The organism is Pseudomonas sp. WT-JTC (assembly GCF_056711565.1).
The window spans coordinates 3136557-3149887 of record NZ_CM160042.1; the positions used below are offsets into that span (position 1 = coordinate 3136557).

Annotated in this window: 11 protein-coding genes; 8 read left to right on the forward strand and 3 right to left on the reverse strand. The window is 58.5% G+C overall.

Translation table 11 applies throughout. From position 1 onward, the window contains the following. Positions 1-123: 123 nt before the first annotated feature. Entirely contained in the window at positions 124-819 is a 696-nt protein-coding gene (locus tag AC06G5_RS14405; protein ID WP_413704885.1) for a pirin family protein, read from the reverse strand. 279 nt (positions 820-1098) lie between these two features. Here AC06G5_RS14405 and AC06G5_RS14410 point away from each other — a divergent pair, with 279 nt between their 5' ends. Then, on the forward strand, positions 1099-3573 hold the full coding sequence (locus AC06G5_RS14410; protein WP_480459753.1) for a UvrD-helicase domain-containing protein: 2475 nt from the start codon (positions 1099-1101) through the stop codon (positions 3571-3573). Between the two features lie 201 nt (positions 3574-3774). Here the strand turns inward: AC06G5_RS14410 and AC06G5_RS14415 are convergent, their stop codons facing one another. Continuing rightward, complete coding sequence (locus AC06G5_RS14415; RefSeq protein WP_413704883.1) at positions 3775-4047, reverse strand: DUF1652 domain-containing protein; 273 nt, start codon at positions 4045-4047, stop codon at positions 3775-3777. A gap of 264 nt (positions 4048-4311) precedes the next feature. Here AC06G5_RS14415 and AC06G5_RS14420 point away from each other — a divergent pair, with 264 nt between their 5' ends. From AC06G5_RS14420 to AC06G5_RS14435, 4 genes are all read left to right on the forward strand, one after another. Continuing rightward, the gene (locus AC06G5_RS14420; RefSeq protein ID WP_413422781.1) at positions 4312-5127 is read left to right on the forward strand and encodes a helix-turn-helix transcriptional regulator; all 816 of its coding nucleotides are present in this window, start codon (positions 4312-4314) and stop codon (positions 5125-5127) included. A 50-nt stretch (positions 5128-5177) separates the two neighbouring features. Next, entirely contained in the window at positions 5178-6584 is a 1407-nt protein-coding gene (locus tag AC06G5_RS14425; RefSeq protein ID WP_413422779.1) for an NAD(P)/FAD-dependent oxidoreductase, read from the forward strand. 43 nt (positions 6585-6627) lie between these two features. Beyond that, the gene (locus AC06G5_RS14430; protein ID WP_413422777.1) at positions 6628-6969 is read left to right on the forward strand and encodes a cupin domain-containing protein; all 342 of its coding nucleotides are present in this window, start codon (positions 6628-6630) and stop codon (positions 6967-6969) included. A 71-nt stretch (positions 6970-7040) separates the two neighbouring features. Then, positions 7041-8126, forward strand: coding sequence for a polyamine ABC transporter substrate-binding protein (locus AC06G5_RS14435; protein WP_413422775.1), 1086 nt, complete (start codon positions 7041-7043; stop codon positions 8124-8126). A gap of 45 nt (positions 8127-8171) precedes the next feature. Here the strand turns inward: AC06G5_RS14435 and AC06G5_RS14440 are convergent, their stop codons facing one another. After that, entirely contained in the window at positions 8172-8849 is a 678-nt protein-coding gene (locus AC06G5_RS14440) for an MliC family protein (protein WP_413422773.1), read from the reverse strand. Positions 8850-9422: 573 nt separating this feature from the next. Between AC06G5_RS14440 and AC06G5_RS14445 the strand changes: the two genes are divergently transcribed. From AC06G5_RS14445 to AC06G5_RS14455, 3 genes are all read left to right on the forward strand, one after another. Next, positions 9423-10880, forward strand: coding sequence for a serralysin family metalloprotease (locus tag AC06G5_RS14445; RefSeq protein ID WP_413422771.1), 1458 nt, complete (start codon positions 9423-9425; stop codon positions 10878-10880). Positions 10881-10961: 81 nt separating this feature from the next. Next, positions 10962-11375, forward strand: a complete 414-nt coding sequence (locus tag AC06G5_RS14450; protein ID WP_413422769.1) for an AprI/Inh family metalloprotease inhibitor — start codon at positions 10962-10964, stop codon at positions 11373-11375. A 160-nt stretch (positions 11376-11535) separates the two neighbouring features. Beyond that, entirely contained in the window at positions 11536-13311 is a 1776-nt protein-coding gene (locus tag AC06G5_RS14455) for a type I secretion system permease/ATPase (protein ID WP_413422767.1), read from the forward strand. Positions 13312-13331 lie beyond the last annotated feature (20 nt).

Consider the following 13331-nt stretch of genomic DNA (forward strand, 5'->3'; position numbering starts at 1 on the left):
TGTCAGCTGCATGGGCGTCGACTGACACTCCATCGCAAGCAGGCTCGCTCCTACAAGGGGTGGTGGTTCGGGCACAAAAAAGGGGCGCATTCGATGCGCCCCTTTTTTGTTGCGTTCAGCAGGTCAAGCCAGGTCCACCAGAACGATCTCGCTGTCCTCGATGGCAGTCACCCGCAACACGGGCTCGTCGGCAACGGCTACACCGTCTCGAGCTTGTGCACGCAAGCCATTGACCTCAATGACACCCGTGGCCGGTACCAGGTAGGCGCGACGACTGTTGTCCAAGTGGTACTCGGCGGTTTCGCCGGCCTTCAGGTTGGCCGCTACCAGCCGGGCATCGGCGCGAATACGCAGGCTTTGATCGTCGCCTTCCTTGCCGCTGGCCAGGGTGACAAAACCTTCGCGGTTGCCTTTCGGGAACGGTTTGGCGCCCCAGGAAGGCGCCAGACCGGACTCATTCGGGATAATCCAGATCTGGAAAATCCTGGTCGGCGTCGCTTCCAGGTTGTACTCGCTGTGGGCAATCCCGGTACCGGCGCTCATGACCTGGACGTCACCCGCTTCGGTACGGCCCTTGTTGCCCAGGTTGTCCTGGTGGGTGATTGCGCCTTCGCGGACATAGGTGATGATTTCCATGTCACGGTGCGGGTGTTGCGGGAAACCGGTGCCGGGAGCGATCACGTCATCATTCCAGACCCGCAGGTTGCCCCAGTTCATGCGCTTGGGATCGTAGTATTCGGCGAACGAAAAATGGTGGTGAGCATCCAACCAGCCGTGGTGAGCACCGCCGAGCGAGTTGAAAGGTCTGAGTTCAAGCATGATCGTCTCCAGAAAAGGTTCGTCATGGTGCGAGGCGCCTGGGCCATGAAGCGAGACCGGTGAGTGATGACAGCCATCATCCAACAGCCAACAATCGATAAAAAGCGTAAAAAATGCTGCATTCCCATCGAATGGATTGATATGAAATAACCTCGAAAGTTTCTCATCCAACCTTCACTTCATCGCATAAGCCAATGAGTCATAAGCAATTGACTAGAACTCAACGGCAAATGCAGACACCATAGCGCTCAACAGCCTCACACCCTGGAGTCAGTCCGCGTGCCGCAACACACCCCCGATCTCCCGCCCGAACTTCGCCCCTTGGCCGAGATGCCGCTGATCAAGCGATTGCTCGCCCGATTCTTCGGTTACAGCCTGACCCGCCTGCACGCACAGCATCGGGCGTCGTGGTTGCATGGCCAGGCCGACGGTTTTCGCAGCGGTCACAGTGCCGGGGTCGATTACGGCTATAAGGAAGGCAAGCTCGAAGGGCTGGAGGAGGGTCGACAGGTCCTGCTGATCCGCGACTCGCGCTCCACTGAACACCGACCACCGAATGTCGACGACCTGTTGTTCGACGATTGGCGCCTGCCGTTGAGCGCCGAGTTGAAGAAGCGCATGAAGGCTGATGTCGCCCGGTTGTTGCCAGCCCATGCCCAACCCAGCACTGCACAGTGGAAAATGATCTTCAGCGACACGCCGTCCACTTCGGTGATCGCGGGTGCCGGCGCAGGCAAGTCGACCACGCTGGTGCTGCGTATCCTGCTGCTGACCCATTATCTTGGCTTCGAGCTGAGCTCAATGACGGTGGTGACCTTCACCCGTGAGTCGCGCAAGGACTTCATCAACAAGCTGATCGAACTGTTTGCGCTCTGGGGACGAGCGATCAGTTTCAAGGAGGCGCGGGATCTGGTGCGCACCTTCCACTCTCGGATCCTGCCGATGGTGCGCAGTCTTCCGGGTTTCGAGCGTTTGCAGGCCTTCGAAAACCTCAGCCTGCGGGCAGCGCAGGGGGACGAGGAGGTCGACAGCAATCCATTCGATTTGCGCATCAACGACGCTCAACGCCAACAGCTCAACGCCTGCTATCACCGCCTGCACAGTGACAATGAACGTTTTCGCGAGTTGATCAAACCCTTGTCCCGGCATGCCTTGCAACTCAGGGAGCTGGAGCGCGATCACCCGGATGTGCAGAAACGCATGGGCGTCACCGAACTGGCGGCCAAGCGCGATGAAGAACTGTGCGACGCCATTGAAGACCTGTGGTTTCGCGCCGGTGCCTGGCCCATCAAGGGGATCGAACCGAAACGTCAGTCGTTCGATATCAACGGTTCAAAATTCCATTGTCACGGCTACATCCCGACTCTGGATGCGTGGGTTGTACTGGGGTTCGATCCTCGGGAAAACCCGCAGGTCACGCGACCAAACGCCAAGCTGTCGGTGCGCGCAGAGTGGGCAGTAAAGCGCACCCTGTTTCAAGCTTTCTGTCGTAAGCCATTGATATGGCTAGATAGTTACGAATCGTCAAAACGTGTTTTAGCCTCGCTTGCCGGCGATGCCAGCGCCGGACCGGGCTTCGATTACAAGGTCAAGGGCGAGCTCGCCTCTGCACCGCTGCTGGATTGCTTTGTCGCTGCCGCCGGGTTCATCGAGAACCTCGGGCTGGATGTGCCGGACGCCGTGGCCCGGATGAGTTTCGCCAAGGACGATCCCGACCGGTTCTTCTTCGAGGCCTTGAGCCTTTACTGGCGAGCGCTGGAAGATCATTTGCTTGATCAGAAACCGCCGATCATGACCTACAACCGGATGTTTGCCCTGTTCAGCGAGCATTCGCCGGAGAATCTCAAACTGCTCGGCGATGAGCTGCTGCGACCGTTGTCACACCTGATGATCGACGAATTTCAGGACGTCTCGCCGCAGATCGTCTCCTGGATCAGGGCCAGCCTGGCAGAGATCCGCAGTCGCGGACCGGCCATGCACGTCGGACGCGCAGCCCAGCGTTCCTCGCTGCTCTGTGTGGGCGATGACTGGCAGTCCATCTACGGTTGGCGCGGCAGTTCGCCGACCTACTTCATGGAGTTCAACAAGGAGTTCCCGTCGCCAAGTACCACCAAGGTCATGCTCAGCGACAACTATCGCAGCCATCAGCACATCATTGATGCCGCCGAGCACATCGTGCGCGCGGCACCGGCGATTGCCGGCAAGAAAGCCAAGGCCAGCGGTGAACCCAAGGCCTTGTTGCCAGTGAACGTCCTCGATCGCGATGACCAAGGCATGGCCCAACGCCTGATGGAGCATTATCGAAAGGGCGATTCAATCTTGATGCTTTATCGAAAAAGCAGCGATAAGTTATTGATAGAAGAGCATATTCAGTCTGTAGTTAATGTTGATTCGAGGTTGCCGCATGAGGCGCGCAGGCTCAAGCAACTGACGTATCACAGCGCCAAGGGCCTCCAGGCCGATGCGGTGTTTTTGCTCGGCGACTGCCAGCACCTCACCAGTTCGCCCTACAAAAATCAGGTCTACCGGATGGCGGGCCTGTGCAAGGCCGGTGACAGTGAACCCTACGACAACGCCCAGAAGGACGAGATCCTGCGGCTGGCGTATGTGGGTATCACCCGCGCTGTCAGCCATTGCTACTGGTACGTCGATGCGCAGGACTCCCAGGCCGCGAACCTGCCCAAGGCATCCGACCGGATCGGCAAGGGCAAAGCGTTTTTTGCCGACCAGCGTAAAAGCCAAATCACCGCCTGACTTCTGTAGGTGTAGGAGCGAGCTTGCTCGCGATGGTCGTTAACGATGCCGCGTGTTTACTGACTAAACGCAGCGCCCTTGAGTCCATCGCGAGCAAGCTCGCTCCTACAGGTACAGGTACAGGTACAGGTACAGGTACAGGTACAGGTACAGCGTTCAACAAAAAGCCCACATAAAGTGGGCCTTTCAACAACCGAGCCTTCAGGCGTAACTCCTGAAGGCCTCCGGTGGGGTGAAGGTTTCAAGCTCATCTTCTACTGCTTCGATTATTCGTTCTACATCCGCGGCATTCATGACGGTGGCGCATGGAATACCGGCAATGGCGATCATGGTCTCGCCAGTGGCACGGTCAAAAAGACGGGCAATCATACTGCCCGGCGCGTCCATGCTCGCCTCGAAACCCATGGGATGAAAATGCCAGCGCATCAGCTGGCAGGCGTTTGGAAACGTGACTTTACTGAACCCTCTATTCATGTGTTGCCCGCCTTCATTTTCGAGCGCTTCCTTTAGCTCATGGTAGGGGGGAGAACCTTCATTGGTTCAACCAGTGACAGTTTTTAAAAGTAGCATCCGGATGTGAAATAAATGTGGATTTTTCAGTTCGTTTGGCGATTGCTGCCATTGTTTTGATTCAGCTCAGTCTTGTTCGCCATTGGCGGGTACCCGCCATCCTCTGTTTAGTCGTTGAAGACATAGAGGAAGTTGGGCAAGCTCGGTTTTTTCCCGTCGAGACATCCAATGCACGCCGATGATGATGGCCCGTTGCAAACCCAGGCCACGGGCGAGACGGTCATGCGCTATCACTTGCGCTGGAAGCACCGGGATCTGGATGGCGTCATGGCGCTTTATCACCCCGAAGTCCAGTACAACGACTTTTTCCAGAACCGGGTCATGGGCCTGGCCGAACTGCGCGAATACGTGCGCAGCAGCATGCCCCGGGATCCGGATGAAGCACTGGAGCACTCCGACCGCATTCGTCTGGACGGCAATACCGCGTTCATTCAATACCGAATCACCTTGCGCGGTGGTGAAGGCCTGGTGTCGTTCCGCGCCAGCGAAGCGATCACCGTCAAGGACGGGCTGATCTGGCGGGTCAATGAATATGCTTCACTGGTGCACGAGCAACCGGGCAGCAAGACTTCCGGCAACCAGCGTCCGGCGGTCAGCCGACTCGGCCTGTCGCCTCGCCAATTGAGCTTCATGGCCGATGACCTGCAGCAGTATTTCCAGGGTCAACAGCCGTACCTTGACCCGGAGCTCGATCTGCAACGGGTGGCGAAGGAGTGTGGGTACAGCCGCAATCAGATTTCCTATCTGTTGAATCAGGTGCTGGGCCAGAGTTTCTATCGCTACGTCAACCAGGCGCGCCTGCAACATTTGCTTGCAGCGCTGGATGCCGCCACACCGCCATTGCGTATCGATGAACTGGCCTTCGCCGCCGGATTCAATTCGCTGTCGGCGTTCTACAGCTGTTTCCGCCAGCACACCGGCCAGTCACCCAAGGCCTACGTCAAACAAATTTCTTTGCGTGCACGCGCGCAAGACAGCCCCTGAGCCCACGCACTAGGATCGACGTCATCGAAGTTTGAGTGGCGGAGTCTTGCATGCCGGCGTGGCGCACTATCAGTTTGTGGATGGACCAGCTCGACGAGCCGCTATTGGCGCGTCCGGCGCTGGAGCGGGATCTGGATGTGGATGTGGCAATCATCGGCGCGGGCTACACCGGCCTCTGGACTGCGTACTACCTCAAGCGGCAGAAACCTGAACTGAACATTGCCATCGTCGAAGCGCAAACCGCCGGTTTCGGCGCGTCGGGGCGCAATGGCGGCTGGCTGATGGGCAATTTGCTGGGTGAAGATCGCCTGCTGGCCGATCTTGCGGTCGAAGAGCGCCGCGCTTCCTACGATTTGCTGCACAGCATTCCGGATGAAGTGGAGATTGTCCTCAAACGCGAGGGCATCGACTGCGATTACCGTAAAGGCGGGGTGCTGTATTGCGCGGCGCGCTATCCGGAGCAGGAGGCTAGCCTTCGCCGCTACCTGGACGATCTTCACCGCCAGGGCCTCGACGACAGCCACTATCGCTGGCTGAGCCCGGAACAACTGGCGCAACAGATCCGCGTCGCCAAACCCTATGGCGGTATCTACGCACCGCACGTTGCGACCATCCACCCGGCCAGGCTGGTTCGCGGGTTGGCCCGGGCCGTTGAGCGGCTGGGGGTCAACATTTACGAAAACAGCCCGGTCACCCATTGGCAGTCCGGTAGCCTGCGCACGGCGAAAGCCTCGGTGCGCAGCCGCTGGATAGTGCCGGCGGTAGAAGGCTACTCCGTCACCTTGCCGCCATTGGGGCGTTATCAGATGCCGGTGCAGAGCCTGATTGTCGCGACCGAGCCGTTGTCTGCGGCCACCTGGGACGAAATCGGCCTGAACCGCGGCCAGGCGTTCAGCGAGGCCAGTCGCCAGGTCACCTATGGCCAGCGTACCGCTGACAACCGTTTGATCTTTGGCGCCCGGGGCGGCTATCAGTTCGCCGGCAAGCTGCGCCACGACTTCGACCTGACCACGGATGAAAAAGAGCTGCGGCGCTATCTGTTCGGCGAGTTGTTCCCGCAGTTGAAGAACGTGCAGATCACCCATTCCTGGGGCGGCAACCTGGGCATGTCCCGGCACTTCAAGCCGCACATGCTCTGCGACCGGGTCAACGGCATCGCCTTGTCGGGCGGCTATGGCGGGGAGGGCGTCGGCGCCAGCAACCTGGGAGGACGGACGCTGGCCGACCTGATCCTGGGGCGCGACACCGATCTGGTACGCCAACCGTGGGTCATCCCGCAGCGAGGCCTGGACGCGCTCAGGGCCTGGGAGCCGGAACCCATCCGCTGGCTCGGCTACAACGCAATCATCCGCAGCTTTGTCCATGAGGACCAGACCCTGGCCAACCCGGCCACTGCACCCTGGCGGCGCAAGCTGGCCAGCGGGGTTGCCGGTTTCATGGAAGGTTTCATGCACTGAGCGGCGCGCTCTTCATCTACAGGCTACATCGACAGGTATTCCCATGAGCATCACACAATTCAAGAACACCGCAACCCTGAAACTGCAAGAGTCCAACCCGGTCGCCGTGCCCCTGGGGACTCCCGTGGCCGTGGCTTCGACCATCAGCGTCGAACGCGACGACGGCGTCGAGACCGGTGTCTGGGAATGCACGCCCGGGCGCTGGCGGCGGCAGATCGTCGCCCAGGAATTTTGTCACTTCATCCAGGGCCGCTGCACCTTCACACCCGACGGCGGCGAACCGATGCACATCGAGGCCGGCGACGCGCTGATGCTGCCAGCCAATAGCCTCGGTATCTGGGACATCCAGGAAACCGTGCGCAAGACCTACGTTTTGATTTTTTGAATGCTTTTGAAATTTGAAAGCTGATCTTTTGATTGCCTGCCAATAACAACAACCTCTACAGGAATCGACTCATGATCCGAAAGACCCTGACTCTGGCTCCGCTGATGCTGGTTGCATCCATCAGCCAGGCCGCCGAAACCGTCAAAATCTACAACTGGTCGGATTACATCGCGCCAGACACCACGAAAAATTTCCAGAAAGAAACCGGCATCGGCTTCACCTACGACGTCTACGACAGCAACGAAACCCTCGATGGCAAGCTGATGACCGGTAAATCCGGTTACGACGTGGTGTTTCCGTCCAACCACTTCATGGCCCGGCAGATTGAAGGCGGCGCACTGAAGAAGCTCGACAAGAGTCAGTTGCCGAACTGGAAGAACCTCAACCCGGTATTGCTCAAGGCATTGCAGACCAACGACCCGGGCAACGAGCACGGCTTCCCGTATCTGTGGGGCAGCACCGGCATCGGCTACAACATTGCCAAGGTCAAAGCGGTGCTGGGCGACAACGCCCCGGTGGATTCCTGGGACCTGATCTTCAAGCCCGAGAACATGCAGAAGTTGCAGAAGTGCGGCGTGGCCATCCTCGACAACGGCCCCGAACTGCTGCCGGCCGCGTTGAACTACCTCGGTTTGCCGCATCACAGCAAGAACCCGGAAGACTACAAAAAGGCCGAAGCGCTGCTGATGAAAGTGCGGCCATATGTCAGCTATTTCCACTCGTCCAAGTACACCAGTGACCTGGCCAATGGCGACATCTGCGTCGCGGTCGGTTTCTCCGGCGACATCCTGCAAGCGGAAAACCGCGCCAGGGAAGCCAACAATGGAATCGACATCGGCTACTCGATTCCCAAGGAAGGCGCAGCGATCTGGTTCGATATGGTCGCGATGCCGGCCGACGCCCCGGACGACAAGGCTGGCTACGCCTTCATGGACTACCTGCTGCGCCCGGACGTCATGGCCAGCGTCAGCAACTACGTGCATTACGCCAATGGCAACGAGAAAGCCGACAGCCTGATCGACCCTGCGATCAAGAACGACACCAAGGTTTACCCAAGTCCTGAAATGATGGGCAAGCTGTTTGCGCTGGAAGCGATGCCACTGAACATCGACCGGGTGCGTACCCGGGTCTGGAACAAGATCCGTACCGGCAGCTGAAGCGTTGAGCGGACATCGGGACCGGACGTCCCGATGCCATCGTCATCAACTGACCGGCTCGGCTGCACAACTCATCTGGCCTGAGCCGGGAATCTGCAAAAACACGTCATTGTCGATTTGCCAGAAGCTGTAGTTGCCTTTGTAATCCTTGCCCGTGTACTGGGTTCCGGAATGGCTCGGCACCTGGTTCAGGGTGATGGAGGTGTTCGCCCATTTCAGGAACACAACGCCCGGTTCGACCGTAAAGAAGGTCGCAGCAACCAATGCGTTAAACCCTGCGCAACGATAAGCCACCGGGCCTTCCGTGAGCCTGCTTGGGTCCTTGGTTCTCGCAATGGCCGAGCCCTGGCGCAGCTGGAACGCACGCTCGGCATAACTTCGGATGACGCACGCCTTGGCTTGAGTCCCGCCACCACACTGGTTACGGGACTCCATCCAGAACCGCTGATCAATCTCGACTTTATCCGGGCGCGGCACTGAATGGTCATCGGTGAGCGCCAGGAGATAAAGACGATCGAGTTCCAGGTCCATGCGCGCCAGTTGCGCGTCGTGACAGACAAGTTTTTCGGCGGATGCCTGGGGGTTGGCGCAATCGAAACTGGTTTTGTACGTTGGCAAGGGCTTTGGCTTGGCCTTTGTCTTTGTGGCGGCGTCACACAGGCTCGCCGTCACGCACGCGCTGACGGCGAGCACAGAGACCAGAAGTGGCGTGACCATTTTCATGTCGGCTTCACCCGGATCATTTCGTGAGGCCCGTGGTGTAAGGCAATCCATCGAACCCTTGCACCGTCATTCGTTCATGGGCTGTATCGCAGTTTAAGGCAGTGTGCAAAACCTGCCACACCGGGGAGGGTTCCAGTGGGGCGACAACGCCGGTTGTGCAGCCTTTGCGGAGCTGAAATGGTTATTGCCTGATGGTCATTCGTTGCCTGCTCGCGAAGAACGATAACCCGGTATTCAGAGGTGATCACCTCATTGGAATGTTTAACGGATTAAACATAAATAGTCGGACGATTCGAGTGCCCGGAAACTTACCTATATTTAATAATTAAATTGTCGATTGTCCGACAATAACTCCCGTCTAATATTTTTCAACTCGATACTTTCTCAGTAAACCCACTGTTTACGGGCACATTCCTGAATGCACAAATTTGACGTCAAAAAAGTAGTGGACGTTTGATTTCTAATTGTGTCAGTTTTCCTACGCCTTCAATGGGCGAGTGATAGGACGATCTCGCCAGGGATCGTCGCTATCTGACAAAAAACTGTTCCATAGCTAAACAAGGAAGTGTGTTTATGTCGAAAGTAAAAGATCACGCTATTGATTCCGCCGAACAGGTGCTGTTGCCACTGTCAGCATTGGCGGCAAGCAGTTCTGCATTTAATCAGATCAATAGTTTCAGCCAGCAGTATGATCGGGGCGGCAACCTCACGGTCAATGGCAAACCGTCGTTCTCCGTCGATCAGGCAGCCAACCAATTGCTGCGCGACGGCGCTGCTTACCAGGACAAGGATGGTAGCGGCAAAATAGAGCTGACCTATACCTTCCTGACTTCGGCATCGTCCAGCACGATGTACAAACACGGGATTACCGGGTTCAGTCAGTTCAGCGCGCAGCAGAAAGCCCAGGCCGTGCTTGCCATGCAATCCTGGGCCGACGTGGCCAATGTTACCTTCACAGATAAGGCCAGCGGCGGCGATGGCCACATGACCTTCGGCAACTACAGCGGCGGTCAGGACGGCGCGGCTGCGTTTGCCTACCTGCCTGGTACCGGGGCCGGTTACGACGGGACTTCCTGGTACCTGATCAACAACAGTTACACGCCCAACAAGACCCCGGACCTGAACAACTATGGCCGGCAAACCCTGACCCACGAAATCGGCCACTCCCTGGGCCTGGCCCACCCCGGCGACTACAACGCCGGCGAGGGTGCACCGACCTACAATGACGCGTCCTACGGGCAAGACACCCGCGGCTACAGCGTCATGAGCTACTGGAGTGAAAGCAACACCAGTCAGAACTTCAGCAAGGGCGGCGTCGAAGCCTACGCGTCCGGCCCGCTGATTGACGATATCGCTGCCATCCAGCAGCTCTACGGTGCCAACACCACCACTCGCACCGGCGACACTACCTACGGTTTCAACTCCAACGCCGGTCGCGACTTCCTTGGCGCGTCTTCGTCGGCGGACAAGGTGGTGTTTTCGGTCTGGGATGCAGGCGGCAAGGACACCCTGGACTTTTCCGGGTTTACCCAGAACCAGAAGATCAACCTCAATGAAACGTCGTTCTCGGACGTCGGCGGCCTGGTGGGTAACGTCTCCATCGCCAAGGGTGTCACCGTCGAGAACGCCATTGGCGGTTCGGGCAACGACTTGCTGATCGGTAACAACGTGTCCAACGAGCTCAAAGGCGGTGCCGGCAACGACATCCTTTACGGCGCTGGCGGCGCGGACAAACTGTGGGGCGGCGCAGGTTCGGACACCTTCGTGTTTGCGGCCAGCAGTGACTCCAGGCCTGGTACGGTCGACCAGATCCTCGACTTTGTCAGCGGTCTGGACAAGATCGACCTGACCGGCATCACCAGCGGCGCGGGCCTGCACTTTGTCAGCGCCTTCACCGGGGCGGTGGGCGATGCGGTGCTCAGCACCTCGGGCGGCAACAGTTTGTTGTCGGTCGACTTCTCCGGGCATGGCGTGGCTGATTTCCTGGTCAGTACCGTGGGCCAGGCGGCGTACTCGGACATCGTGGCTTGATGTGAGGTGAACAAGGAGGGCGGCGCTCGATGCGCCGCTCTCTTACCGTAAGCAGGGTTGCGGCCCGGAGTACAAAAACCTATGACGCACAGCGTCTTTTCCCGCAAGGCAAGCGCGTGGCTTCTGGCAGCGCTGATGATTTCTACTGGAGATGCAACCATGGCAAGCAGTCTGAAACTGGCGGATCCGTCGGAGTTGGCTGGCAATTGGCTGGCCACGTTGAATGCCGCACAAGACACGGACAAATCACCGTTCGTTGCGTCGAATGATTGCTTGATCGAGCTTCAGCCAAACCAGACCCTGGGCGCCGGCGCGGACTGCTTTACCGCCTGGCTTGGGGAGCAGGCAATCGGCTGGTTTCCTGAACCGGACGGCATTGCAATCACCGGCAGGGAAGGCTCAAAAATCCTGTTCTTCAGCCGCCAGTTCGAAGGGCTTTATCAAGGCACTTTGCAGTCGGGGCAGACCATTACCCTCAAGCGGTCGACGCGATAGCCGCAAAAGCAGTCAGCGCAATCCCCCGGCACTTTATCGATCACAAAACATTGTTCGTTATTTGTAAACGATAACGGGCAAACAATGTCTCGACCGTGTGTGGACAGTTAACTGGAACCTCGCCCACGCGTGGCGATAAATATCAGCTCAGGAATAACCAATGAAGATGGCGAAGGCCCCAGCCACCGCACCATTAATCAAGGCACTGGGGGACTATAAGAGCATCTTGATCAGCGTCGGTTGTTTTACCGCCCTGATCAATATTCTGATGTTGGCGCCCTCTATCTACATGCTGCAAGTCTATGACCGGGTACTGTCTTCGCAGAATGAAACAACACTGGTCATGTTGTCGCTGATGATTGTCGGGTTCTTTGCCTTTATCGGTTTGCTGGAAGCTGTCCGCAGTTTCATCGTTATCCGTATCGGCAGTCAGTTGGAGCGACGGTTCAATCTGCGGGTCTATCGGGCGGCGTTCGAGCGCAACCTGTTCAAAGGCGAAGGCAATGCGGGACAGGCGCTGGGGGATCTGACACATATTCGCCAGTTCGTCACCGGCCCTGCGTTGTTCGCGTTTTTCGATGCGCCGTGGTTCCCGGTGTACCTGTTGGTGATTTATCTGTTCAACATCTGGCTCGGCGTTTTTGCCACGGCGGGGGCTTTGTTACTGATTGCGCTGGCCTGGCTTAATGAGTCCATGACCAAAAAACCGCTGGGTGAAGCCGCCGCGTGTTCCCAGCGATCCAGCCAATTGGCCACCAGCCATTTGCATAACGCCGAAACCATTCAGGCCATGGGTATGCTGGGGGCGTTGCGCAATCGCTGGTTCCAGGTGCATTCACGGTTCCTCGGCCTGCAAAACCAGGCCAGCGACACGGGCGCCGTCATCAGTTCCTTGAGCAAAACCCTGCGCCTGTGCCTGCAATCGTTGGTGCTGGGCCTTGGCGCGTTGCTGGTGATCAAGGGTGACATGACCGCCGGAATGATGATTGCCGGTTCGATCCTGATGGGCCGTGTGTTGAGTCCTATCGATCAGTTGATCGCCGTATGGAAGCAGTGGAGCGGCGCCAAGCTGGCTTACCGCCGTCTCGACGCCTTGCTGCAAGCCTTCCCGTCGGGCGACGAGGCCATGGCGCTGCCGGCGCCGAAGGGCCAGATCACTTTTGAGCAGGTCAGCGCGGCGCCTCCGGGGCAACGGGCGGCGACCCTGCACCTGGTCAGTTTCAGCCTCGCTGCGGGTGAGGTAATGGGCGTGCTCGGTGCTTCCGGTTCCGGTAAATCGACACTGGCACGGGTACTGGTGGGTGTCTGGCCGACGCTCGGCGGTACTGTGCGGCTCGACGGTGCGGACATCCATCGCTGGAACCGCGACGACCTCGGGCCTTACATCGGTTACCTGCCGCAGGACATCGAGTTGTTCAGCGGCAGCATCGCGCAAAACATCGCGCGTTTCCGCGAGGCCGATCCACATAGCGTCGTGGCCGCCGCACAGCAGGCCGGGGTGCATGAACTGATCCTGCGCCTGCCGCAGGGGTACGACACCACGCTCGGCGAAGACGGCAGCGGCCTTTCCGGCGGGCAGAAACAACGGGTGGCCCTGGCCCGTGCGCTGTACGGCCAGCCGCGCCTGGTGGTGCTGGATGAGCCGAACTCCAACCTCGACACCGTGGGTGAAGCGGCGTTGGCCAGCGCGATTGTGCAAATGAAGGCCCAGGGCACCAGTGTGATCCTGGTGACCCATCGTTCTTGCGCGTTGGCCCAGGCCGACAAGTTGCTGGTGCTCAACGACGGGCGCTTGCAGGCGTTTGGTTCGAGCCAGGACGTGCTCAAGGCACTCTCGGGGGCTCAGCAAGCACAACATGAAAAAACCGCGCAAGCGCCGGGCGGGCTCAGCATGAGCTGGCAGTCTCAGCCCGCGACAAGGAGTTCGGGCGTATGAGCCGTAGCCAGGTAAACCCT